Here is a 23,368-nt window from a genome sequence, read left to right as displayed (position 1 = left end):
GGAGGCGCTATGGCCAACAGATGGGCAATTGCCAAAGACCCGAAACTGCTCGTACGTATTGCCGAGCAGGAAGCCAGAAGATCAAAGGCCGTCCCAGCCGGCTCAATAGCGATCAAGCCCGCAGCGCAAGAGAACCAAACTGACTGTGCGCCGCAGAAGAAGCAGCCATCGGCAGCTACCTTGAGGGCCGGCAGGGTGGCCCTTAACAATCAGGACTCTCGGCGTGACAGCCTTCATTACGACGAGGCGAGTAATACCCTCGCGATATTGCTGCCTGGGGCGGAGCTGCTGAACCAGAACGTGGCATTGCGGATGCACAACGCCAAGCAAAGCAAGCTCAAGGCGACATGGATAAAGCGAATTGAGGCCCTGATGATCCTCAACATGCAGGTTTATGACCGCTGGAAGGAGAATCAGCAGCGAGCCTTCCCGCTGATTCTGGAGGAAGTCTATGCGACGGGGGAGGGCAACTGCTTGGATGTGGAGAGTGTCGTGGCTGCGTGCAAGCCAGTCGTTGATGCTTTAGTTCGGGTCAAGTTCATACCAGACGATAGTCGCGAATACATCGCCCAGCCCATCGCCTATACGTTCCGCCAGCCTAACAACGGGCTGGTGCTTGTGCTAAGGCCTTCACCCAGGCCTTGGGGGATGGTGTCGGACTCAACGATGGAGCTGGCGCAATCGATGCAAAGACTGCCGCAGGCGTGATCGTGCTTCTCGGCAGGTTTTACTAATACAGGTTGGCGAGAAAACTGCGTAAAAGGCGTTACACTTGCCCTATGCGTAACATGTCACGCGCACCAAAGCTTGGTCACGCGCGTAACATGCGGCAAGCAATTTTCACCCCTGCTGCTCTCTGCGAGCCCTAGTCAATCAGGGGCTCAGGCCTTGCACTGACAGGTAGCGGAGTTGGTTTGACCTAAGCGCTCAGTCTTTTGATGGCGCATGAACTCAATGAAGGATCGGCTCATATGCGCACCCCAGACCGGCAGCCGGCAGCACCCGCGAAGCGTGCGCGGCGTGCAAATTCAATGCAGCCGGTATCCGCAGTTGCTCGCGTGAAAGTCCTTGAGGCAGATCGCTTCGACATTCGCGCCGTGCCTCAAACCTTCAAACATCTTCCAGTTGAGTTGCTTCGCCCTGGCATGTTCCAGACGCGCCGCAACTTCAAGGATCGGGGGCTTAAAGAGCTTGCGGCCAGCATTGAGACTACCGGAACCAACATCACGCCCGTCATCGTCCGGCCCCTAAAGCACATGGAGGGCTTCGAGATTATTGGGGGCGAGAGGCGCTGGCGGGCTGCGCAGTTGGTTGCGATGCCGACACTACTTTGCTGCATTGGAGACTTCTCTGACGCTCAGGCTATATATCTAAGCGCTGTAGACAATATCCAGCGCGAGGGCATCAACCCTATCGAAGAAGCCGAATCCTATAACCAGCTGCTCCTAACTGGCATGACTCACCAGGACGTTGCTGACGACATTGGCAAGTCCCGGACTCACGTTACGAGCTACACGCGACTATTGAGCCTGCCCCTCGCAGTGCGCGACATGCTCGGCGACGAGCGCTTGAGCTATGCGCAGGCGCGACCACTTTGCAGCATCACTTCGCCCGGCTTGCAAACGAACATCGCCAGAGAAGCTGTTCAAAAGCGATGGTCCTCAAAGCGCATCGCTGACGAGGTATCAAAGTTGAAGGCCCAGCGAAGGGTCGCTAAGCCTGCTGACGTTGGAAGTGGTGACGTGGATGTTCAGAGGCTTCGGGAACTGGTTTCTGAGCAGACGGGCTACCCCTGTGTGATTGTCAAAACCCAGGCTGGCGGTTGGCAGCTGGGGTTGCACGCAGGGTCTGCTGACGAGTTCCAAGGGATTCTGGACAGGCTTGGTGTCAACACAGAGCAGATGTAGAAGCAGATCAGGGGTTTTCGCTGCGCATTATCAACTTAGAGATAGCTCGCCAACTTGAGATTCACATGCGAAGCAAATTTGCCCTCACGATACTAGCCAGCTCGATCCTGCTTAGCGGCTGTGCTTCCAGCACGGCGCCAGAGGTCGCACTGATTCAGCCTCAGTCGCAATATGACGACAGGATGCTCGATTCCCTTGGGAGTCAGCGTTATACCGAACAGCAAATGCTGTACATGCGCAAGGTAAAAGCCCTTGAGCATGATCTGGACACGCTTGAACAAAAGCGCCGGGCACTTGAGTCCTCTATCGGCGTTAGCCAACTAGAGGTCGGCGCTGGCAAGCTCCAGGCGAGCGACAGTGAAGCCGCTCGGATGAACGATTTTGCAACTGCGACTCATGAGTCCCAAACACGCATAGCCCAAGAGTCTGCGGGGCAGGCAGTAAATCAGGCCCTGATCGAGAACGACCGCGACCGCGTACTGCTGGAGGCCGAGCTGGAGGCAAATCGGCGGCTGGTTGAGCTTGACCAGAAGTACACGGCCTCAATCCAGGATGCGCAGAGTGAGTCAGACAAGGCTCGCCTTCGCAGCGAATTAGAGGTCGAGAAGGCTAAGGCTGAGGCGCAGCGGAAAAAGGCACAGGCTGAGGCAGACTCGGTGCGGGACATTTCCCGGCTTGAGCATGACTACCAGTCTCGCATTTCATCCGCAAAGCAAAGGGCCGCAGCAAGTAATCAAGCCGTATCCCAAGAAACCCAGGCACAACGAATCAAGGTGGCGTTGGCCAACGCCGATGCTAAGCGTCGCGTGAAGGATGACGTTTCTGAGACAGAGGCGGCGCTGTTGCAGCTCAAGGTCGAAAAGCAGGCGGCAGCCCAGCCGGTGCTGGACGAAATCGCAAGACTTAGTGCGCAGATCAATGCCGCTCAGGGGCGACTTGCAAGCATTGAGTCGTCATTCGAGTCTCAGATTGCGATGAAGCAGTCTCACCTGGACCTGCTCAATGCTCAGGGACAGCAGCTCGCAGAAGTTGAGCAGAGCCTGATTAACGCGCCCGTAATCGGCGCTGCTGGTGGTGCTGATCTCAGTCTTTCCCAGGAGTCGCAACGACTTGAGGCAGAGCTTCAACAGGCAAAGGCTGGCCTGCTTTCGCAAAAGGCTATTCGGCTTGCGGAAATCGAAGCGGAGCTTGGGCGCGATCTTGAGGTAATCGCAAGCCGGTTGACCGCAGACCTAAACGGTCGGCCTTCGGTGGGTTTAGAGTCAACAGCGCGAATAGAGAAAGCGGTTTCTGAGAATGCTATTCGGGCGGAGCTTGCGGCTAAGAAAACCCAGATCAATAACGATGCCAGAAGCAAGCTTGCGGAGCTGACTATCAAGACTGAAATTGCCAAGGCTTCGGTTGTTGCCCCTGTACTGACAAATCGAGCTGTCTACTCGGGCTCGTATGGTGATAAGCCCGAGGCGTTTGCTGTGAAGCAGGATCGATCTACTGGTGAGCTTCTGGCAAAAGCAAAGACTATCGAGAAGCCCCAAGTCGTTGCTAAGGCTGCTCCTGAAAGCAAGCCCCTGGTGCGAGAGGTTGCTCCGCTTGTCGTTGCTTCTACTTTCGAACCTCGAAAGCCAGGACCTGTATTGAGCAATGTGGAGGATGTTGTCATTGCCTCTGGCGTCATGGCCGGTGGCGACCTCAAGCCATTGATCATAGCGCCAACCGCTACAACCTACTCGGTCATCTATCGATATGCTGAGAAGGGCAGTGCAGATAAATTCATGGAGTATCTCCGGGCCTATGGCATAACTGACTTCAACTACCAATACTCCGAACAGCTTGGCCAGCATCTGCTTTTCATGGGCAAGTACACCAGCAAGGATCAAGCTGCTGGGCGCGTTGCGTTTTTGAACAAGACTACCAACACGACAAATGCACAGATCGTCGAGCGGGACCTGTAATGCTCAATGCTCGGAAAAGCCGCCCAAAGGGCGGTTTTTTTTGCGTGCGCCAGGCATGGCGCGTTGCGCGTAAGCGCAACCAGCTTGGCTGTGGTGGCCACGCTGGTGACTTGGAGGTGAAAGTCCTCTACACACCCGGCAAGGGGAAGTGTTAGCCGGAGGCAAGGGTGTCGCGGGTGACTGCGAATCTGAAGGAAGCCCGAGGCAAAATGCTGGCCTGACGAACAGGAAGCGGATTAGGCGGCGTAGCGGGGTAAGACGGCGCAAATCGTCAAAGCCCGATACTTGCACGGAACGCTACGACGTAGATCCGACAGGCATAAGCAGGAAGGTCGCGCGAATTACCCTGGGAGATCTGCACGTTTGCCACTGTGCTACCGAGCGCCGCGAGGCGCCGGGATGAGCGTGTAGAAGTCAGCCGAAGCCGTAGTAAGTGGCGAGTGACCACGCCACCAAGGGCCGAACAGGTTATGCCGCCAGTAGGCGTCAGAGTCTCGTCGAATGTCGAAAAGCAGAAATTTCTCCGAGGGAGAACTGTGACCCCTAGTTCCGGACAGAATCCGCGGGCGACGGCTGGCAGTGCGCAGACATCGACGGCGTCTGTGGCGTGGACGAACGCGGAGTCGGACACGCTGATGGAGCGGGTGCTGGCACCCGCCAACCTTAAGCGTGCGTATCACCGCGTGGTCAGCAACAAGGGCGCGCCGGGTGCCGATGGCATGACGGTCGCCGACTTGGCGGGCTACGTGAAACAGTATTGGCCGACGCTAAAGGCAAGGCTGCTGGCCGGTGAGTATCACCCGCAAGGTGTACGCGCCGTCGACATCCCCAAGCCCAAAGGCGGGACAAGACAACTGGGTATTCCCTGCGTCGTGGATCGCCTGATCCAACAAGCGTTGCTGCAACAGCTCACGCCGATCTTCGACCCGCGGTTCTCGGACTACAGCTATGGTTTTCGTCCGGGCCGAAGCGCTCACCAAGCCATCGAAACAGCCCGTGCCCATGTGGCGGCGGGTCACCGCTGGTGCGTGGAACTTGATCTTGAGAAATTCTTTGATCGAGTTAACCACGACGTGCTGATGGTCCATATAGAGCGCCATGTTGAAGATAAGCGAGCACTCAGGCTGATCCGCCGTTACCTCGAAGCGGGGGCGATGTCGGGCGGGCTTGTCGGCCGACGGCAGGAAGGGACGCCGCAAGGCGGCCCGCTCTCGCCGTTGCTGTCGAACATCCTGCTCAACGAACTCGACCGTGAGTTGGAACGGCGGGGCCATCTCTTCGTGCGCTATGCCGATGACGCGAACATCTATGTGCGTAGTCGGCGAGCTGGCGAACGCGTGATGGCCAGTGTCGAGCGCTTTCTGAACCGGCGTCTGAAACTGACGCTGAATCGGGAAAAGAGCCGGGTGGCAAGGTCGTGGGTCTGTGACTATCTGGGCTATGGAATGAGCTGGCATCAACGGCCGAGGCTGAGAGTGGCGACGATGAGTTTGGGTCGCTTGCGCGACCGGCTCAGAGAGCTGCTGCGTGGAGCGCGGGGCTGCAAGATGGCGAACGTCATTGAGCGAATAAATCCCGTGCTGCGTGGTTGGGCAGGCTATTTCAAGCTAAGTCAGAGCAAGCGGCCACTTGAGGAGCTGGACGGCTGGGTGCGTCACAAACTTCGTTGTGTTATTTGGCGCCAATGGAAGCTGCCCTCTACGAGGGCGCGCAACCTGATGCGCCTGGGACTCAACGAAGCACGGGCCTGTAAGTCAGCATTCAATGGTCGCGGCCCATGGTGGAACTCGGGGGCGCCTCATGTGAATCAGGTGCTGCCGAAGAGGCTGTGGGATCGACTTGGGTTGGTCTCGATACTGGATACGATAAACGGCTTAGCCGCATAGTCTGAACCGCCGTATACGGAACCGTACGTACGGTGGTGTGAGAGGACGGCGGATGTAAATCCGCCTCCTACTCGATCCTGATCCCGCGCATGCGCGGAAATTAAACATCACCGTGACGGGCGCAGGCGGCATCATTTAAACGCATTGCGCGGGAATTTATGGGGTTTATGCCCGGCTGGAGCGATGTGGTCGAAAATAATTTAAGCCGACTCTAATCACCTAAAGCCTAGTGGTGTGTGGGTTGTAAGGTTTTGGAGTGGGACAAGTCATATTTGATTCTTCCGCATTGCGCGGAAAATTGCGTAAAATTGCTTGAAAAGCCGCCTCTAGCGGTTAAAGTAGTCGTCGGCACTATTAGGAGATAGGCTATGACTACTCAATCCAAAACCAAGAAACCAGCGTTGGCCAAGCTCGCGGCAGTGATTCAGGCCGCACTGACCCCTCCTGAGCATCGGCTCAGCAAGGTCATTGCCATCACTAACCAAAAAGGCGGCGTTGGCAAAACCAGCACCTCTTTCAACTTCGCTCACTACCTGAACGAGCTGGGCTATCGCGTTCTGGCGGTTGATCTGGACGGGCAGGGCAACTTTACTGAGCTGTTCTTCGATCAGAGTGTGTTGACCCAGTACGTCCACACGCCGGCTCTGGCTCTGTTCGAACAAGGTGCCTGCGATAACTTCCAGCCCTTGACTCATCCGAGCGGCATCGAGGTTCTGGCTACTCCGCGCAACTGTCACGAACTGAATGAAATCGATAGCCGGCCCATCAGCGTTGCGGAGGTGTTTTTCAACAACATCACCACTATCGCTCAGGACTACGACTTCATTCTCTGCGACACGCCGCCAGCGCCGGGTGTACGCACCACTGCGGCATGTGCATCGGCTGACTACATCTTTGCGCCCGTTCTGGTGGATACGTTCGCCGACTCCGCCCTGGAGGGTGTGATCAGCAGTATCCAGAACATCGGCCTAATGCTTGATGCTGAGCTGAGCCTGACCGGCATTCTGATCAATCAGCTGGTTCTTGACGGCACAGCAGACACTGCGCAGCAGTACAAGAACCTGGCCTCCCGTATCGGGCCGGCTCTTATCCCGACCCCGATTCGCCAAACGAAGCCTTTCAGTCGTGCGCAGCGCCAAGGTATTCCGGTTTGGCATCTGCGCCAAAGCGGTAGCGAGCGCTCCACCAGTCATGAGACTCGCCAAGCATATGGCGAAATGGCAGCGCGTATTCCTGAAATCCAGGCTGAGCGAATCGCGTTTTTCAATGAAGTGAGCCGAGCAGTACGCGCCAAAATCGCGGCTGAGGCCAAAGCGGTATAAGGGGGGGGTATGAAAGTACGTAATTTCGGGAAGCTGGGCGACAGCTCCGCAGCTGCACTGAATGCAGGCACTATCGGCATCCAGAAGGACAAGGTAGTCCACCTTGATCCGACCACTGAAATCCTCTACGACTCGGCTGAGAACATTCGAAACGGTCAAGTGGTGGATGACAGCATTGAAGGCTTGATCGCGCTTCGCCTGACTATGGATGGAGCGGAACAGCTCCAGCCAATCCGCGTCTATCCGCTGCCGCCTGAAAAGCTTGATCCCGCTAAACCGGCGATGAAGTACGGTATTGCTTATGGGCATCGCCGAACGCTGAGCTGCCGGCTGACAACTGCTGATCATCCTAACATCGGGCCTAAGCCACGCAAGGTTTCGGCAGTTATTGACGTTGACTGGCTCAAGCGTGGCCGCGCTTATCGCCTGCGTTGCCAAATTCACGAAAACACCGCCAAGGTTGACCTGAACCCTGTCGAGTTTGGGCAGGCATTGCTCGACTACCAGCGTGAACTTGGCCTGGAAGAAAAGCGCCACGTTTCTCAGAAAGAGCTGATGCAGGTTTATGACCTTCGCGAGAAAACGGTCTACAACCTACTCAAGGCTGCCGAGTTCCACCCGGTAGCTAAAGAGGTTTGCCATAGCCACCTGCTAAGCGATCTGGACACGATGGTTACGTTTGACGCCATCTGCAAGCTCAATGAGGAACTGGCGTCCGCCATCTTCGAAAGCTTGAAAGTCCCAGGCGCCCCAAACAATCGCTCACTCATTCGGCAGGCGCGAGTCCTGGCAGAAGATGAAAGCTACAAGTTCAATCCCGAAGCTTGGGTTTGGCCTGACAGCGTTGTGGGGGTTGTTGAGAAGCAAGGCTCTCAGCCTCCTGCGAAGCCAAATCCTGCCATAGCGCCCCCTCAAGTAGTCGTAGGTGCGGCAGAGCAAGCGGCAGGACAAGGCTCGCAGCTGGCGGGCGCCTCTACTGGTTCTGATGCTTCGGCTAAAGAAGGTGCTGGGAATGGCTCCCAGGAGCCCGCGAGTGTCGAGCAGACTGGCGGCGCGAAGCTGGCAGGTGCTCCGAATGTTCCACAGACCCAGACTGCTGTTCCGCCGTCGAACGCTGGTGCTGGAGCTGAAACAGTCGAATCGGCAAGCAGCACTCAGCCCCAGGAAACGAACGAATCGCCATCGAATCAGGCGGCTGCGTCTCCGATCATTATGGTCGAGTTCAAGATGGGGGCAGAGGCGAAGACTATGTTCACTGGCGAGCTGCTTGTTAGTCGTAAGCCGAAGGCAACCAGTGCTGGAGTTGTCGCTTACCTCAACGAAGAAGGTCGTGAAGAAGTCATTGAGGTTCCGCTAGCGCACATAGCGCTTGTCTCGATCAATCACTCGTAAACGCAAGTCACGCAAGCCGCGCATGCGCGGAAATCAGGGGGAGCCAATGGCTCCCCTTTTTTTTGTCAAATTGGGGACATTTCGGCCTTGTCTCTACCGCACTGAGAAGCCAATCTGTAACTGCTCCATGTGACCTGTTTCTTTACGTCATTCGTAGAGTTTGGTCACGCCTCAGAACTCATTGCGTCATCGCGATTGTTCTGGGAGCTAATGCTTGCAATGGTCTTCCTTGCTTGCGTTGGCAACCTGAATTGGGACTAGACAGCTTCGGCTTCAACTTCCAATTCCGCTCTCGGTTTTGGATTTTGATGGCTTCGGCTTGATGGTTCTGATCGAGGGTTGTCACTTAGACGGCTTGAGCTTGCTTGGGTCTTATAGGTGACAGCTGTGTCGTCCTATTTGGTTCTTGTGTGGTTCGTCCGCCTCCCAGTGGTTCGATGCAGTGGCTTTCAGTTGATGAAGGCTTGGGTTTCCCACGTCTTTTTTGACTTACGGTCCTGATCGATTTTGAAGGCTTTGGCCAGATGGTAGACCAGGATTGCAGTTTTACGGTTTGAGTTCGCTTGAGCCTATAGCTGCGCCCGGTGTCTCCCTTTTTGCCTGCGTCTCGCACGCTGGCTTGATGGATGCACTCAGATCGTTTGTGTTGAAAGGGGCTTGCTCCGATCCTCGCTGATGATCGAAATGTTGTAGATGTACACGAAATGCTTAATGTTGCGAGCACTGTGGTTTTGGCGGAAACGCTTTTGCCCCGTGCTTGTAAACGCCATCGGCGCCCTTGGTCGCCGATAGGCAGCTGTAGGGTCGCTTCCCAAGATTCATGAGGTGACTTGATATGAAACGTACTCTGCTTCTCGTCGTAAGTGTCGCTGCTCTTGCTGGCTATTTTGCTTTCAATGATGCGCGCCACGAGGTTGCAGGTGCCAACCAGTCTCGTTGTGCGGCCTATGCTGCAAATGACTTGGATTGCCCTTACAGCCCATGATGTACCCCAGAAAAACCCGAGCACTCGGGTTTTTCGCTTTAAGAGGTAGGCATCGTTAGCGTCAAGCTTTCGGTGTATGTCCAGGATGCGTGGATGGGGCTTCAAAGCCTTTGAAACAACGACTGGAAACCACGTTCAGCGTGGAACGATCTTTAACAAAGCGACACCACCAACCCATAGGGGCAGACTTCCCCTAGGGGATGCTGCCTTTTTCCTAGGAGATAGGCAGCTATGAACCGCAAAAGTGAAAAATCGAAGTTCTCTGAACCTCTATCGGTAACTGTCCAGACGCTGGTCGATCAGAGCGGAGGCTGGCTAAACGTGATCGGTCGAATGACCAACACGTTTGATCATGCCCTCGCCAAGGTAGGCCGGCTAACAGACTGTCCCTTTCCGTCACGTCACGGCAAGGGTGGAGGTAAGGGTGACTTCCGATTCTCGGATTCCACCGAGAAACAAAGCCATATCGGCAGGGCAATTTGTACCTGCATGCAAGATGGCGGTATGAGCGCAGTTGAGCTATTGATGGAAGACGGGATAGGCGGCGGCGATTATGCCAAGTGCCTGCTCGAAATCTTCAAGGCTTTGAGTCCAGCAACCAGCGGCGAGCATGTACGCAAGGAAACGGCCCCGAAAGTGGTACGCCCAGCTGAAAGCTCAAGCTCTTTGTCGCCGGACAAAATCGCTGAGAGAAAGAGGAAGCTAGACCTCATAGCCCGAGACTTAGTGCCCCTCGATCATCCAAGCGCTGCGCCTGCGCGGCAATACTTCAAAAAACGGGGTATTCCGCTTAACGCAAACATCCAGGACGTTCGTTTCCATCCAGCTCTAGAGTATTGGGTGGATGACGATAGCAACCCGGAAAAGAAGGTCCTCGCAGGGATTTTCCCTGCTGTAGTAAGTGCGTTCCGTTCAGTGGATGGACGTGTGGTGAATTTTCACCGCATCTTCATAACCGCCGAGGGAGAAAAGGCTCCAGTGAGCAAAGTCAAAAAGATTTGTTCGCCGTTGCCGAGGTTCCGGGGCTCATCCATATCTGTCGCCAAAACTGAGGGGCGTGTTCTGCACGTAACTGAGGGCGTTGAGAAGGGCTGGGCAATTCATCTGGCAACAGGTGAGTCCGTGAAAGTCGCTTACTCATGCAGTAGCTTACCCAAGCTGCATGTGGACAGGGCTGAGTACGATGCAGTTGTCATCTGGAGCGATAACGATCCGGTCAATCCGAAGCGTCGTCGTCCAGTTGGTGATGGACAATACTTTGCCTGGGAACTCGCACGTCGCCTCTACCATGAGGGCTTCGACGTGACCTTCATGATGCCTAACGGAAACCCAGCAAGCGAAAAGGGGCGAGACTGGGAAGATGTGATAGTTGAAGAAGGTGTGTTGGACCTCAAAGGGTCTTACTACCGATTCCAAACGCTCAAATCCTTTGCGGTAAAAGGTGGTGTTCTCAAGCGACATTCCAATGTCGTTTGATCGCTTTTCTGTCTGTCCTGCCGCGCTTTGCGCGGTAGGCAGGCAGCCTCCTTATTCACACCCGTTTAGACCATAATGTGCGCAACCTAACTGCGCGGCTTTTGTATGGCAGACGTATCCCCAATTATTCGAGAGCAAGAAGGCGTTCGCCTTCGTGCAGCCTTTCGCCGTGCCAAGCTTCGAAAGCGTATTACCCAGGCCGATGTTGCAGCGGATTGCGGCTGGCAAAGCGCGAGCACTTTCAATCGGGTGCTTAGTGGGAAGATCGCTCTCTCCAGTGAGGTTTTGCTCAAACTTTCGAAGTTGCTGGATTTTCATCCCGCTGAAATATCCCCGCGACTAGCGCACGCCGAGGGTTCAGTGGGGTGGCTCTCAGGTGCCCGGATGATCCCGGTGAGCTTGGTTAAGGCGGTCAGCCGGGGCAGCTGGGGAGAGCCGTTTCTAACCGCGTTCGGCCTTCCTTTCCCTACTCATGACAACAGTGCATTTTGCCTGATCTTCGATGCCGCATCTGCGCCCACTGGCCTCGATGGGTGGGCTCTTGTCGTAGAGCCGTCTGGAGTCCCAGGCGTAGGTGATCGCGTCATCATTCGCCATGGTATCGGCAACTATTCGTATGGCTGCGTCAGCGCAGCTATTGCCGAGGGTTCTTACCCTGTTGATGTTCCAGGTAAGGGGCTTGTTCTTGCTCGGGCTAAGCAGTGCATGCTTGTTACCGCATTGGTTCGCCAAGGGGCTATGCACGCTTTCCGCGCATGCGCGGAAAAAACGACGCCATAAGTGTTTGCTTGACGCTTGCGATTGTCTGGCGGATGCGATAAAAAAGGCTTGTTCTATGTGCCAAGCTTGCTTGCACAACCAGACCACCTTCGCGTCATCGCGGATGTTTTCTGGACCTAACCTCCACATGTCATCATGTGCAGGAAAGGAGACATTGCTAAACCATTTTGGCATCCAGATTTTCTCTGTCATGCCTCATCGAATTAGCCAACCGTGTCCTCAGTTGAGTAGATACGGCCAGGAGGCTTATTCAATTTTAACGCGAGCCTCGCGTTGATTTCTTTGCACCCCTTGCAAAGAAGGTCCTAGACCAATCTACCAGCCGACAACAACGTACCTGTACGCTTTGCGTCACTGGAACTTCATTTCCCATTTTGGGACTTCACGCCTCGGGCTGATCTTATTCAGCTCCGGCTGGGTATTGTCTGCGCGCTGCGTAACTACCCGGCCTCCGCGCACCGGGTATTCATTACAACCCCTGTGTGCGGCAGGTGGAGAACTGAAATGGCTTATCGCGAATATCAAAAGTGCTTAATCCATTCTGAAAGGCAAGTTCAACTGCGTCGCAAGGCGGAGCTTGAAAGTTCCTTTAAGCGTGGCTCAGCGCATGTCGCTGCCATGCTTGCAGAAGGTGTTTTGATTGATGAGGTGCTTGCGCCTTTGAAATTGAGTCACTTGGAGAAGATGGAGTACGTTGCCAACAACAGCGTTTTCATCCGTGCCAAAGATGGGCACGAAGCCATTCAGATAGTTTGTGCAGAATCACAAATTATCTGTATTCATCGTTTGCTCTCAAAGGAGTTCCGCAATGAATTTCAGGCCATGTGGCTTGGGGTTTGGAGCGAGCAACTGGAGGGGCGATCCATGGATGCAGTAGTAGCTTCTTTTAAGCAGAAGGTGGAATACCGAGTGCTTATGCGTCAAGTAAGTGGTGCAAACAGTGAGATACAATTCGCTGCTAGTCCTGCTGTAAAGATGCCGAGTTACGAATTGCGTTCTTAAAAACCTACCGGCGACGGTTTCCAACGTCGCCGGGGATTTCCTCACGCGTTGGTTTTATTAGCCGATTATAAATAGTGAGGAAATAAAAATGAGTAATAGCTCAAAAATCAAGGCTGCGGCCTATAGCATCAACGTTTTCGTTCTAGGTTTAACTGGTGGCTGGATAATACCGGCAGATTTTTACAAGCCAGTGTCCATAATCACCGCAGTTGTATTGCTGGTGATGTTCTTGTCCGACCTCAAGATAGCCTTTCCGAAGGCCAAATCGAAGGGAAAGGCCAATGTGGTCAAAACCAAGAGGAAACGTCCACCAAGAAGAAGAAAGAGAAACAAGAGGAAGTAATTCGCTCGACCTTTCTACGTCTTTTAATAGGTGAATCAAATGCTCGACATTATCGCAAATGCTGGTGTAACACTGCTGCTCATCGCTGGAACCAGTCTCTGGTTGTATGCTAAGTGGCAAGAAAACCCATCACGATAGTCGCGTAAAACATCGCCCCTAGCCTTCGGGCTAGGGGCGATAACTCTGTTACTTAGAGGGCTGCAAGAAAAACTCTTGGCCCTCTGGGCTAGGTGTTTTTCTGGAGTTCTCAATTCCATACCTAGTCCCCGCGACCTAGGTATTAAATCAATATGCACTGTTCGCGGCAGTTGCGGAGAAACAACATGACTCAAGTTAAACCAGCTAAAAAATCTATCTACGTCCACAAAGCTTTCGGTTTTAACGATCCGATCCCAGGCTTCGAGGAACTGATTCAGATCGATGCAAACCCTTCCCCTTACGTCCCTGCTATCAACCCTGAATATGTGTTTGAGCCAGACATGGTTGCTCGGGTGCTGCGTTCCTACGCGTCTTCCGAAAACATGATGTTCACGGGTGAAAAGGGCACTGGTAAGTCGTCATTTGTGCAGCAGTTCTGTGCGCGTTTGAATATCCCGCTCATGACCATCACTGGTGGTCCTGGCTTGGATGAGACGTATCTGATGGGGTCTAAAACTATCGAAAATGGCAGCGTCAAAGCTGTTGATGGTGTGTTGAGCTACTGTCTGCGTCACGGCATTGCCGTGCTGATCGATGAGATTGCAGCCATTAAGCCCAGCGTGCTGGTTTCCATCAACGATGTGCTGAACGGTGATCAAGTCATCACCCTCAAGCACCACGGCCTAGACCCTACCGTTTCGCCAGACGCTCTTGCTTTGGTTGAAGGCAACATGACCATCAAGCGGAACTCTCGGTTCCGTCTGTTCGCCACTGACAACACTGGCGGCAAGATGAGTCGTGACCCCCGCTACGCAGGCGTCAATACTCAAAACAGTGCAGTTCGTTCGCGCTTTACCAGCTTCAAAATGACTTTCATGAAGCCGTCCCTTGAGCTGAAAGCTCTGATCGGTTCCACGATGGGCATCCTGCCGGTAGAGGTTGCGAAGTTCATGGTCGAGCTGGCGATTCGCATTCGTGCATCGTTTGAGCTTGGCGAAATGACTGACACCGTTTCATTCCGCGAACTTCAACGCTGGGCACGCAAGTCCCTGGTGTACGCGAAGTTCGACGCCACTCAACTTGTTGATGGTAAGCCGAAGATGATCCCCGACTGCGCGAAAGCGTTTGTTGATGCGATCTACACCGGCATGGAGGAATCGGATCAGGAAGTCGCTGCCAACTTCTACGAGTTGGCGTTCGGCACTGAACTTGAACTACCCAATGAGTACAAGTCGTCAGCGAGCAAGTTTCTTGAACTGCTCGATGGCGGCAAGCTCAATTGGGATGAAGCTGCATAAAACACAGGCCCCCCGAAAGGGGGGGCTCTCCTGTGAGTTGGGATAAACCTCCCAGCTCACGCTGGAAGGTTTATCCGAGCCCACGGCTCAAACCTTCCAGTCTCCGCACCTGGAAGCAAAACCTAATCCACGACGCGGCGTGTGAGAGCAAAAACCATGAAAGAAATCATCAGCAACGCAAAGAAAGTGATCAGCAACGCATTCCGAACTGCTTCGTGCCGCTTGGAAATTGTTCGCGCTGTTGTGGCCTACACGGTCGCGGAAGCTCGCTTGAAAAAGCTGCACCCCGTTCGTGATGCCCGTAAGCGCGAAATGGTCGGTATGCAGTGCAGAGCCAGCCGGCTCGCCTGCGAACTTGCCATGCAGAAGCTGGGCACCATCTAAATCAACTTCCACTCAAGGGCAGGAATAGGCCCTTGGGCCTGATCCTGCACTACGGATTGGGAACTGCCCATGCTGGGCTCAAAACACCCAGCAATGGGTAAGGAGTTTGATATGCGTACTGTAAAAACTGCACCCGAAGGTTGGATTCAGTTCCTCCGCTCGCTGGCCTGTGACAACAAGCTGAAAGTAGTTGTTGGTCATAACGTTGGCGCGGCAACTGATGGCAAGACTCTGTGGGTTCCTGCGCTGCCTGAAAAACTGACACCCGATGATCTGGTGCTGTTCAAAGGCAATGCGTTCCACGAAGTCGGACACATCCGTAAGAGCAACATCAAGTTCTTCCAGGCGTTCAGCAAGGAGCATGGCTCTTTCGCTCAATTCCTTTTGAATGCGTTGGATGACGTGTTCATGGAAGGCTCGATGGCTGCTTGGAAAAAGATGGCATCCCGTTACCTGCTTGACTCGACCATGGTTCTAATCAATCGCGGTCAGTTTCGGGATGGCTCGGCAAGTTTGGGTGAAGCAGTGGCTTGCTACTGCCTCGCCTACCTGACTGCCAAGCGTTGGCCTACCGTGGGCATTGCTGAAAGCCGTATCGAAGTCAATTTGCGCAAGCATTTGGCTGAGCATGCGGACAAAGTGATTCCTGCGCTCCGCAACCTTCTGGACGCCGAGTTTCCCGCCGTAAAGTCCACTGAGGATGGTGCGGCGCTGGCTCTTAAAATCATTGACCTGCTGAAAAATCTTGCAGAGCAAGAGCAATCCCAGTCGAGCCCATCTGACGATGGTGACGAAGGCCAGGATGCTGCCGAAGGCTCCAGCTCATCCAATCAAAGCAATTCCGACGAAAGCAACGACACCAAGTCCGATCCGCAAGGCGAAGGCAAGGGTGAAGCTAAGCCGGATGAATCTCAACCTCAAGGCGAGGGCAAGGGCGACGGTAAAACTGACGACTCCAATTCTGATCCGCGAGGTGAAGGAAAGGGCGACGGCAATACTGACGATTCCAAGTCTGAGCAAGGCGGTGAAGGTTCAGGCAAAGGCGAAGATGGTGCCGACGATTCCGACTCCAAGCCGAAAGGTGAAGGGAAGGGCGAAGGCAAAGCTGAGAATGCTGGCTCTGACAGTAACAGTGGTAATGCTGGCGAAGGTAAAGGCTCCCAAAACGACAAAGGCGAAAGTCAGAGTGGTTCGGGTGCTGATGCCAACAACGGCAAGTCGCTGCAACAGCTGGTCGAGGAAATGTTGAATGAACAACTGGGCAACCAGGAGGTGTTCGACAAGGGCTCGGCAATCAAAGAACTGGCCAAAGGCATCAGCAATGGTGCCAACGAGGCCTACAAGGGTCAGCCCGTCATTGAAGGGCTGGTTTTCGACTTCGCTACCGGGACAGGTAAGGCTGATGGCTTTGCCGATGGCATGCCTGTTGTGGAAGTGGATCGTTCGATGGCCAACGTCATTGCTGATGTGACTTGCCGCAAAGCTAATGTGATGGCCAACCGCCTTCGCGCACTGCTTGCAAATCGTGAAGAAACTGACGAGTACGCTGCCCGTAATGGCCGGCTGTGCGAGCGGAATCTGCATCGGTTTGCGTTGGACGACTCCCGCGTTTTTGCGAAAGCAGAAGAACGCGTCGAGGAAACCGCTGCCGTATCTATCACCGCTGACCTCTCCGGCTCGACCGCGATGATGCGTGATGGTTCGTCAGTTGCAGAGCAGATTCGCATTGCTTTGACCCTGATTGAAAAAGTGCTGCATGAGGTGGGTACACCTCGCGAAATCTTGGGCTTTGCCCCGAGCAGTGGTCAGCTCAACTGCATGGTGAAAACCTTCGGGGATAACCACCGTGTAGCGCTGGATCGCATCGCTGGTATGCACCGGCTTGTTGGTGGCAACAGCACCCCAATCGGTGCAGCTGTCCTGCAAGCAGGCGCTCGCCTGATGGGTCATGAAGCTCAGCGCAAGCTGCTTTTCGTGATCACTGATGGATTGCCAGATGATGTTCAGCACGCCCGTGAAATGACCAATACCGTCCTCCAGGGCGGCGTAGAGGTCATCTATCTGGTGATTGGTTCGGCCAAGACTTGCTCTTGGCTGCAATCGGCAAACATCAAGTTCGCAAATGCAGAAAACGCAGAAGGACTTATTCCCGCCTTGGTTTCCAAGGTGGCTGAGTTCCTAAAGTGAGATGTGGTAACTGATCAAGCCCCCAGCAATGGGGGCTGCTTGACCCTAGTGGGCTGAAAAAACATTCGGCTCACGCCGGATGTTTCTTGAGTTCATTGCAGCTCAACACGTCCGGCATCCGCCACCGGACGTTCAAAAAATTTCCCTGTGGCGGCAGGTGAGAGAAAGGCCATGACTCAGACCTATGTTTCTAAAGTACGTACCGCTGTAAACGACGACCAAGTTGTAGTGTTCAACCTGATGATTAGCTGCATGAGTGCCGAACGTCAGTTCGACCTCACAAAGCTGGGCATCAACGTGGATGAGCTGCCAAGCGCATCCCGTAAACTCGTACAGGAGAAAATTTTCCCGAAAGAGTTTCTGAACAACTACACACGTCTCCGCGACCGCGCCAACACCGTTCTGGACCGTGGCGCTGCCGTTCGGGTCGAAATGGGCGTTGTAAGCAGTCGTTCCGAAGCTGTTGCCAAGATCGAAGACCTGGAAGCCATCAAGGCTGACTGGGCCTCGCAGATCGAGAAAGACAGCCATCGCTACGCCAGCATCTGTAACGACCGTATCTCGCTGATCGCCGCTGAGGCGTACAGCGAGGGTGTTCCTGCCGATGTTGTAAACACGCTTGTTGATGCACTCCGTAAGCGCCAACCCACCTGGGAGCACTTCGTGAGCCGCATGAACTTCGCTTACTCACCTGTACCAATCAAGCTGGAACTGGACGAAACCAAGGCCGATTTTGACCCGGTTTTGTTCAAGGCTCAGCGCGAAGGTCTGGTGGCATTGCGTGAGGGTGTGTTTGGTGCTCTGGTTCAGTACCTGACCCGTGAGAGCAACGAAATCCTGAAAGTGTTGAATGGTAAGAAGCCGCACCACGGCGTCTACACCATCAACTACCGGACGGTAGCTCGTATCGGGCAAATTACTGAAAAGCTTCACGGCCTTGCCTTCGTTCACCAGCAAGTTGCGCCGTTGGCTTCGGTCATTGACGCAGCTCTGGGCTTCATGCCGAAAAGCGTGGAGGCGGACCTGGGCTTGCAGCCGTCGCAGTTCCTCAACCTGATTGCTTGCCTTGAAGCGATGGGCGACCAGCATGAACTGCTGGCTCGTCTGCGTGACAAGCAGCCGCTTGTTGATGTGAGCAACCAAATGCCGCCAGTAATGGTGGCTAACTCGCATGCAGTCTCGAACGGCATCGCGCAGCAAGCTGTTGCTACAGCGGGCAACAACAATGGTGCAGTTCAGCAGTCCGCTGCTGTGATTGCGCCGGTTGTAACCGCTTCGGTGGCAGAAGAAGCTGAAATGGAGTCCTCGCAAGAGGTCGAAGTGGAGGCTGAACCTGCTGTGAAAAATGGCTTCATGGGCCTCGGCTTCATGGGCTCCTCGCTGTTCGATTGATCTGTAAACCCTTCCACCCCGTATGGGCACACCACGCCCTACGGGGTAGTGGTGCGCCTCTAGAGGACACCGCAATGCAAGCAATCGATCTGTTCGGCAATGTTGTCGAAACCAAAGAAGCATCCAAACCCAAAGCTCCTACGGCGTCGAAGCCTAGCGCTCCGGCAAAGATGGATCGTCGCAAAATCTGGGGGCACGGCGGATACCTCGCCACCCTGGAGGATGATGACAATTTGTCCATGACTGGAACCGAGTCGTTTACAGAGAACGCGACAATCGAGAGGTTGGAGCAAGCGCTGTTTATGGCTCCGGTTATCAGGAATGGGGAGTGGGTCGAAGATGGACTGTTCTACTCCTACCGGATTACCAAGCCTGTTATTGGGCAGCGTGAGTTCGGTAAGAGAGGTTCGCTCCTGCATGACTGCACGTTGTACATGGTCCAATCCAGCGCCCAGCGGGTTCTGGAAGAAACCTATGACGACACAGGTTCATGGCTGCCCAAGTGGGCCTACTGGTTGTTCTGTTATCGACTCCGCAAGGCAGACGAGAGAGAAGACCCGTATGAACTGCTCAAGGCCTTCACTGCTGTTATGACGCAACACGACTTCCTCGACGCATCCCGAAAGGGTGAGTCGTTGCGTCGGATCACGAAGCGTCTACACATGCAGAAGAAGCGTGCTGCTGGCCGAAATGCCGACACGCCTCATGAAGAACTGGACGATGAACTGGAACTGAAATCTGCCTGAAAAGGCAATCCCCTGCCTCTCTCGGCGGCAGGGGTTGATGCCACCTACGTGTGTGCATTATCGAGGCGACCGAGCGCCTTTGGAGAAAGAAATGAAAACTCAAACCGCTCAAATGAGCTTCGCTGAAAAAGCATTCGTTGCGATCTGCGGCCTTGTCTGGCGCATGCTTCGAATGTTCGATCCTCACCCGATCCAGCGTTACTTTGCAGCGAGGGTCAACGTAATCGGTCAGCCGATCAGCAAGCTTCACTCGCTGAGTCCGGCTGACGCTACAGACCACATCTGCCGCATCAACAACAACCGCATGAAGGAAGGCGAAGGCTTTCTCGCAAAGCGCGGTGATTTGTTGAAGGTGTACAACCCTGCTAACGGAAAGTTCGTTTATCGCTACGCCCAAGGGGCCGGCGAGCTGCGAATCCGTTACAACGAGCTGGGCCTCGACTACGACGCGAAGTTGGAGTTGGGTGTCCTCTATGATGAAGTCGTTGAACTCCAGATGTAGTGGTCAAATAATTTCGGACACTGCGATAGGTTGTTTTGCCTGTTCCTGCTCGTAAGCCGTTGGCGGCTGGTAGCCAAGACTCGAGTGCAGACGCACGTTGTTGTAAAAGCCGACGATGTAGTCGGCGATATCTGTCATCGCCTCGGCGTGATTGGCGTAGTCACGCTGCCAGATCCGCTCCATTTTCAGGTTCAGAAAGAAGCGCTCCATCACCGCATTGTCCCAACAGTTACCCTTGCGGCTCATGCTCATCACCAAGCCATGCCGCTCAAGCACGGCCCGATGGGCTGCGCTGGCGTACTGGCTGCCCCGATCCGAATGAACGACCAGTCCCGCAGCGGGCTGGCGTTGCGCAATCGCCATCTGTAACGCCGAGCAGACCAGTTCTGCTGGCATGTTCGGCGCCATCGCCCAACCGACGATCTTGCGCGAGTACAAGTCCATTACCGCGGCCAGATACAGCCAGCCGCTGCGTGTGCGGATATAGGTGATATCGGCGACCCAGGCCAGATTGACCGCTTCAGGATTGAACTGCCGATTCAGAATATTGCCCGCTATCGGCAGGTCATGCTTGCTGTCTGTTGTATGGACAAACTTGCGCTTCCAGGTTGGACGGAGTTGGTGTTGAGCCATCATTCGCCTGACCCGATAGCGCCCCACGTAGACGCCCTGGGCCTTGAGCGCTGCCTGCAAGCGACGGCTGCCGTAAGCCCTACCATTCGCCATGAACAGGGCTTTTAGGGATACGACCACCGGACACGCCTTGATCGGCCGCAGCTGGCGGCTCCGTGCGGCGTAATACCCCGAACGGCTGACCCCGAGCAGCCGGCAGAGCCTTGTGGTCATGGCCTTCTGTTGCTCCTGAGCGATCACGCGATGGATCACTTCATTTCCCGGGCAAAGAAGGCCGATGCTTTTTTTAACAGATCGTTATCCTGTTTCAGCTGACGATTCTCGGCTTCGAGCTGGCGGATCCGCTGCTGCTCGGGTGTCAGCGGTTTACCTATCCCAGGTTGCCCGGATAGCTCTGCTTCGTACTGTTGAACCCAACGACGAACTGCCGTCTCACCAAGATCCATATCCTGGCAGATCTGAGGAATGCTCAGGCCTTGTTCCTTAACCATCTGAACGACTTGCAGCTTGAAGCTGGCGTCGAACCCTCTGCGTTTACGGCTCATACATGACTCCTCTGTCGGTGGATTTTCCACCTATCGAGGTGTCCAGGGAAATTAGACCACCACAAGGTCATGAAGGCGAATACCGCCGACCGCGAGTTTTACCTCATGTACCAGGACCGCTCTGTCTCCAGCCGTCAAAGCCGTGCGCTTGGCTGGTACATGCTCCTGGGTGGTGTTTTGATCACGCTGGTTTCCTCTGCTGTTGGCGGGGTAAGCCAAGTTATCGAAACCTTCTTCTAACGTTTGGTGACTCCATAGGCCTTGGCCTGTGGGTGTCACCCCGAAGCCCATTGCGAAGTGAGTTTCGGGGTGACACCCACAGTAAGCGAGGCTCCGATGACACCGAACGTAATAGACGTAGATCACTTCCGCTCAATCGGAGTGACGTTTCTCCCGAACTTTCAAGGCGGGGCGGTAGGTGTCATTGCACGCTATGACCTCCCCAAGCTGTTCTACCCTGCGTCATTTGGTGAGCCGCAACTCAAGGTCATCATCGACAAACTGAACTGCAACTTGAGGGCGACATACCGAGGGTGTGGTTACTACGGTAGCTGCCCACCCGGAGAGCACGACTTATTCGACAGCAACGTATACGTACTGTTCGCTGACAATGAGTTCTACGAAGACTATCGAAACGGCAGTGTTGCGATCTGAGAGGGGGACCCGATCAGATTAACTGCGCGTGCGCCTGGGCACGTCGAGGGGGGTACGGTTGGGTAAGCACCGGACCCCCTGGCGTTTCTGCACACAGTTCGGTTGCGGCAGAAGCATGGGCACCTTCAACCTGTTATCAGACACAGGAGGCTCCCTTGATCCCATTCGCCGAAATCGACCACGTACTCATCTTCTTCTCGATATTCCTCTGCTTCACCCTATCGATCACACGAACTCTGAGCGCCTGGAAGGCACTCGGGGCGTTTTCGTTCGCCTGCGTTTTCATCCTTGCCGATGGGCACTTCTGGCTTGGTGAAGTGATATTGCCGGAGGGGCGAAACCCTCAAATCGCAACAGTGGGACTGATGATTCTCACGCCTATCCTGATGCTCCTTTTCGCGGTAGTTCGTTGGTTGCGTAGCTTCGACCGCATCATCATGGCCTTCGCCAGCTTGAGTGTTCTGGCCACATCGGTGCTGTTCCATTTCGTGCTCGTACAGCAGGTGCTTCCTAGTTGGGCAAAGGATGCTGCGTGGGGGAATAGCTTTATGCTCTCGACTCCCAGTGCAGCCATCAAGGCGGAGTGCAAGTCTGCCGGCCTCTCATGCTGGGGATTAGATGAAATCGTTTCTGGCGAGCTGCCAGGGGCATTCAAACAGCAGGTTGAAGGGGTACACACCTTTTACGAAGTCAACACGCCGGACGGGGAGGTGGGGCACGGGTTCGGCGTGTTCAATGACCTAGGGCAGGACGGTGTTGCTGTAGTCCTTTACCACCGGAATGGCCCGGATGTTCGTGTGATCGCTGATCCCAAAACGGGGGTCAGAATTCACGGAATGATCCGCGATCTGTTCTACCTCTTAGATACGACTGCGCACGGGGTTTGGATTGGCGGGGCGTTATTATTGATTGCATTCCATCGTAGACGTTTTGCAATTAGGGCTGCCCATGCTGGTTGACTTTGAAGGCCTTCACCGTGAATACCTTGTTGGCGCATTAGCCAACAATGTGTGGCTGTACAAGCCAACCAATGATCGCGATCCCCGAAAGGGTATTTATCCAAGCTCGCACCAGATATTCAGCAATGCAGGGTTGCAGGTCGCCCTGTGTGTGTACAACTCGGTCAACGATGCAAGACAGTGCGTAGGAGTAAGTCACTGCCTGTACCTGAACTTCTCCCGTAAGGTTGATGGGACTTACCTACTCAACAATGATCGAGCGAGGATTACATTCAACCTCGACCTTGGTGCGGCCAGCGAGCTATCCAACTTTGTAACTGGGGAGGCCGATGATTTCAGCTATCGGGCCGTCCGCTCAGGCAGAGCGCCAAAGGGTGTCAGAGGTGTTGCTGTCGTTAGGGCCGGCAAGCGTATTGTGAGCTTGTGCGCTGACGCCACGCAGGACGGGCAGGGGACTCGAATCGAGATTGAACTAGACAGAGCTGCACAAATCGCAATAGCCGCACACTGCCTCGCATATGGGAGGCTTCTTTACCCATCGCTCAGCGATGCTGCCGTCCAGTCGCTAATGGCCCCCCCTCGAAATGTCCGCGCATGCGCGGAAAAATCCACAGGCGATGGGCCGATTGCAGAGGTGCCAGACCAAGAGCGAGCGCCGACTATGCCTGCACGGGAAGCACTGTCCGGGCACGCGGCGCCTTCCCCTGAGTTGGCGCGACTTGGAAAAGTGGTTTGGGCTATCGGCAACCAGAAATGGCCGCGCATGACCCGCGATGCGCTCAAGGCAATCCAGTCCATCAAAGACGCCAGCCGTCTGCAAGAGCTAATCGATCAGGGAAATGCTGGTGACTTCCGGGGCTGGGATTCATACCTGGAATAGTTTTG

General features: G+C 54.7%; 21 protein-coding genes. 20 read left to right on the top strand and 1 reads right to left on the bottom strand.

What is annotated here, in order from left to right; genetic code table 11:
• Nucleotides 1-9 precede the first annotated feature (9 nt).
• The 17 genes from AC3IYG_RS23770 (at nucleotide 10) to AC3IYG_RS23690 (ending at nucleotide 19,692) form a co-directional block, all read left to right on the top strand.
• The gene (locus AC3IYG_RS23770; RefSeq protein ID WP_489314335.1) at nucleotides 10-708 is read left to right on the top strand and encodes a hypothetical protein; all 699 of its coding nucleotides are present in this window, start codon (nucleotides 10-12) and stop codon (nucleotides 706-708) included.
• A 263-nt stretch (nucleotides 709-971) separates the two neighbouring features.
• Nucleotides 972-1,907: a ParB/RepB/Spo0J family partition protein gene (locus AC3IYG_RS23765; protein ID WP_489314336.1), complete on the top strand. Its 936-nt coding sequence runs from the start codon at nucleotides 972-974 to the stop codon at nucleotides 1,905-1,907.
• A 65-nt stretch (nucleotides 1,908-1,972) separates the two neighbouring features.
• Nucleotides 1,973-3,859, top strand: coding sequence for a coiled-coil domain-containing protein (locus tag AC3IYG_RS23760; RefSeq protein WP_489314337.1), 1,887 nt, complete (start codon nucleotides 1,973-1,975; stop codon nucleotides 3,857-3,859).
• Between the two features lie 470 nt (nucleotides 3,860-4,329).
• The gene (gene ltrA, locus AC3IYG_RS23755; RefSeq protein WP_020308553.1) at nucleotides 4,330-5,745 is read left to right on the top strand and encodes a group II intron reverse transcriptase/maturase; all 1,416 of its coding nucleotides are present in this window, start codon (nucleotides 4,330-4,332) and stop codon (nucleotides 5,743-5,745) included.
• 368 nt (nucleotides 5,746-6,113) lie between these two features.
• On the top strand, nucleotides 6,114-7,067 hold the full coding sequence (locus tag AC3IYG_RS23750) for a ParA family protein (RefSeq protein ID WP_489314338.1): 954 nt from the start codon (nucleotides 6,114-6,116) through the stop codon (nucleotides 7,065-7,067).
• Between the two features lie 9 nt (nucleotides 7,068-7,076).
• Nucleotides 7,077-8,459 carry a hypothetical protein gene (locus AC3IYG_RS23745; RefSeq protein WP_489314339.1) on the top strand — a complete coding sequence of 461 codons (1,383 nt, stop codon included), beginning with the start codon at nucleotides 7,077-7,079 and terminating at the stop codon, nucleotides 8,457-8,459.
• 835 nt (nucleotides 8,460-9,294) lie between these two features.
• The gene (locus AC3IYG_RS23740) at nucleotides 9,295-9,444 is read left to right on the top strand and encodes a hypothetical protein (RefSeq protein ID WP_489314340.1); all 150 of its coding nucleotides are present in this window, start codon (nucleotides 9,295-9,297) and stop codon (nucleotides 9,442-9,444) included.
• 231 nt (nucleotides 9,445-9,675) lie between these two features.
• Nucleotides 9,676-10,920 carry a DUF7146 domain-containing protein gene (locus AC3IYG_RS23735; protein WP_489314341.1) on the top strand — a complete coding sequence of 415 codons (1,245 nt, stop codon included), beginning with the start codon at nucleotides 9,676-9,678 and terminating at the stop codon, nucleotides 10,918-10,920.
• 105 nt (nucleotides 10,921-11,025) lie between these two features.
• Entirely contained in the window at nucleotides 11,026-11,700 is a 675-nt protein-coding gene (locus AC3IYG_RS23730; RefSeq protein WP_489314342.1) for a helix-turn-helix domain-containing protein, read from the top strand.
• A 504-nt stretch (nucleotides 11,701-12,204) separates the two neighbouring features.
• Entirely contained in the window at nucleotides 12,205-12,702 is a 498-nt protein-coding gene (locus AC3IYG_RS23725; RefSeq protein ID WP_489314343.1) for a hypothetical protein, read from the top strand.
• 88 nt (nucleotides 12,703-12,790) lie between these two features.
• Nucleotides 12,791-13,045 (top strand): hypothetical protein, encoded by a 255-nt coding sequence (locus tag AC3IYG_RS23720; RefSeq protein ID WP_489314344.1) that lies wholly within the window; start codon nucleotides 12,791-12,793, stop codon nucleotides 13,043-13,045.
• Between the two features lie 323 nt (nucleotides 13,046-13,368).
• The gene (locus AC3IYG_RS23715; RefSeq protein ID WP_489314345.1) at nucleotides 13,369-14,481 is read left to right on the top strand and encodes an AAA family ATPase; all 1,113 of its coding nucleotides are present in this window, start codon (nucleotides 13,369-13,371) and stop codon (nucleotides 14,479-14,481) included.
• A 156-nt stretch (nucleotides 14,482-14,637) separates the two neighbouring features.
• Nucleotides 14,638-14,865: a hypothetical protein gene (locus AC3IYG_RS23710; RefSeq protein WP_489314346.1), complete on the top strand. Its 228-nt coding sequence runs from the start codon at nucleotides 14,638-14,640 to the stop codon at nucleotides 14,863-14,865.
• A 111-nt stretch (nucleotides 14,866-14,976) separates the two neighbouring features.
• Nucleotides 14,977-17,052 carry a hypothetical protein gene (locus AC3IYG_RS23705; protein ID WP_489314347.1) on the top strand — a complete coding sequence of 692 codons (2,076 nt, stop codon included), beginning with the start codon at nucleotides 14,977-14,979 and terminating at the stop codon, nucleotides 17,050-17,052.
• 171 nt (nucleotides 17,053-17,223) lie between these two features.
• Complete coding sequence (locus tag AC3IYG_RS23700) at nucleotides 17,224-18,444, top strand: DUF3150 domain-containing protein (protein WP_489314348.1); 1,221 nt, start codon at nucleotides 17,224-17,226, stop codon at nucleotides 18,442-18,444.
• Nucleotides 18,445-18,518: 74 nt separating this feature from the next.
• Nucleotides 18,519-19,190: a hypothetical protein gene (locus AC3IYG_RS23695; RefSeq protein WP_489314349.1), complete on the top strand. Its 672-nt coding sequence runs from the start codon at nucleotides 18,519-18,521 to the stop codon at nucleotides 19,188-19,190.
• A gap of 91 nt (nucleotides 19,191-19,281) precedes the next feature.
• Nucleotides 19,282-19,692, top strand: a complete 411-nt coding sequence (locus AC3IYG_RS23690) for a hypothetical protein (RefSeq protein ID WP_489332332.1) — start codon at nucleotides 19,282-19,284, stop codon at nucleotides 19,690-19,692.
• Between the two features lie 3 nt (nucleotides 19,693-19,695).
• Here AC3IYG_RS23690 and AC3IYG_RS23685 read toward each other — a convergent pair.
• A protein-coding gene (locus AC3IYG_RS23685) for an IS3 family transposase (RefSeq protein ID WP_489309979.1) occupies nucleotides 19,696-20,870 on the bottom strand; the annotation gives its coding sequence in 2 pieces (ribosomal slippage) (nucleotides 19,696-20,603 and nucleotides 20,603-20,870; 1,176 coding nt in all).
• Between the two features lie 69 nt (nucleotides 20,871-20,939).
• Here AC3IYG_RS23685 and AC3IYG_RS23680 point away from each other — a divergent pair.
• From AC3IYG_RS23680 to AC3IYG_RS23670, 3 genes are all read left to right on the top strand, one after another.
• A complete protein-coding gene (locus tag AC3IYG_RS23680) occupies nucleotides 20,940-21,110 on the top strand; it encodes a hypothetical protein (RefSeq protein ID WP_489332330.1) in 171 nt (56 codons plus the stop codon).
• Between the two features lie 569 nt (nucleotides 21,111-21,679).
• Entirely contained in the window at nucleotides 21,680-22,483 is an 804-nt protein-coding gene (locus AC3IYG_RS23675) for a hypothetical protein (RefSeq protein WP_489314351.1), read from the top strand.
• A complete protein-coding gene (locus tag AC3IYG_RS23670) occupies nucleotides 22,473-23,363 on the top strand; it encodes a hypothetical protein (RefSeq protein WP_489314006.1) in 891 nt (296 codons plus the stop codon). The genes AC3IYG_RS23675 and AC3IYG_RS23670 overlap by 11 nt, the downstream gene beginning before the upstream one ends.
• Nucleotides 23,364-23,368 lie beyond the last annotated feature (5 nt).

Source organism: Pseudomonas sp. KH_027 (assembly GCF_057838565.1).
The sequence above is the reverse complement of the archived record's forward strand: the minus strand, read 5'-3'. Positions and strand labels throughout refer to the sequence as shown.

Excerpts from the sequence above, each read along its gene's own strand:
- AC3IYG_RS23770 (WP_489314335.1), top strand. The coding sequence starts at position 10 with ATGGCCAACAGATGGGCAATTGCCAAAGACCCGAAACTGCTCGTACGT.
- AC3IYG_RS23765 (WP_489314336.1), top strand. The coding sequence starts at position 972 with ATGCGCACCCCAGACCGGCAGCCGGCAGCACCCGCGAAGCGTGCGCGG.
- AC3IYG_RS23760 (WP_489314337.1), top strand. The coding sequence starts at position 1,973 with ATGCGAAGCAAATTTGCCCTCACGATACTAGCCAGCTCGATCCTGCTT.
- ltrA (WP_020308553.1), top strand. The coding sequence starts at position 4,330 with ATGCCGCCAGTAGGCGTCAGAGTCTCGTCGAATGTCGAAAAGCAGAAA.
- AC3IYG_RS23750 (WP_489314338.1), top strand. The coding sequence starts at position 6,114 with ATGACTACTCAATCCAAAACCAAGAAACCAGCGTTGGCCAAGCTCGCG.
- AC3IYG_RS23745 (WP_489314339.1), top strand. The coding sequence starts at position 7,077 with ATGAAAGTACGTAATTTCGGGAAGCTGGGCGACAGCTCCGCAGCTGCA.
- AC3IYG_RS23740 (WP_489314340.1), top strand. The coding sequence starts at position 9,295 with ATGAAACGTACTCTGCTTCTCGTCGTAAGTGTCGCTGCTCTTGCTGGC.
- AC3IYG_RS23735 (WP_489314341.1), top strand. The coding sequence starts at position 9,676 with ATGAACCGCAAAAGTGAAAAATCGAAGTTCTCTGAACCTCTATCGGTA.
- AC3IYG_RS23730 (WP_489314342.1), top strand. The coding sequence starts at position 11,026 with ATGGCAGACGTATCCCCAATTATTCGAGAGCAAGAAGGCGTTCGCCTT.
- AC3IYG_RS23725 (WP_489314343.1), top strand. The coding sequence starts at position 12,205 with ATGGCTTATCGCGAATATCAAAAGTGCTTAATCCATTCTGAAAGGCAA.
- AC3IYG_RS23720 (WP_489314344.1), top strand. The coding sequence starts at position 12,791 with ATGAGTAATAGCTCAAAAATCAAGGCTGCGGCCTATAGCATCAACGTT.
- AC3IYG_RS23715 (WP_489314345.1), top strand. The coding sequence starts at position 13,369 with ATGACTCAAGTTAAACCAGCTAAAAAATCTATCTACGTCCACAAAGCT.
- AC3IYG_RS23710 (WP_489314346.1), top strand. The coding sequence starts at position 14,638 with ATGAAAGAAATCATCAGCAACGCAAAGAAAGTGATCAGCAACGCATTC.
- AC3IYG_RS23705 (WP_489314347.1), top strand. The coding sequence starts at position 14,977 with ATGCGTACTGTAAAAACTGCACCCGAAGGTTGGATTCAGTTCCTCCGC.
- AC3IYG_RS23700 (WP_489314348.1), top strand. The coding sequence starts at position 17,224 with ATGACTCAGACCTATGTTTCTAAAGTACGTACCGCTGTAAACGACGAC.
- AC3IYG_RS23695 (WP_489314349.1), top strand. The coding sequence starts at position 18,519 with ATGCAAGCAATCGATCTGTTCGGCAATGTTGTCGAAACCAAAGAAGCA.
- AC3IYG_RS23690 (WP_489332332.1), top strand. The coding sequence starts at position 19,282 with ATGAAAACTCAAACCGCTCAAATGAGCTTCGCTGAAAAAGCATTCGTT.
- AC3IYG_RS23680 (WP_489332330.1), top strand. The coding sequence starts at position 20,940 with ATGAAGGCGAATACCGCCGACCGCGAGTTTTACCTCATGTACCAGGAC.
- AC3IYG_RS23670 (WP_489314006.1), top strand. The coding sequence starts at position 22,473 with ATGCTGGTTGACTTTGAAGGCCTTCACCGTGAATACCTTGTTGGCGCA.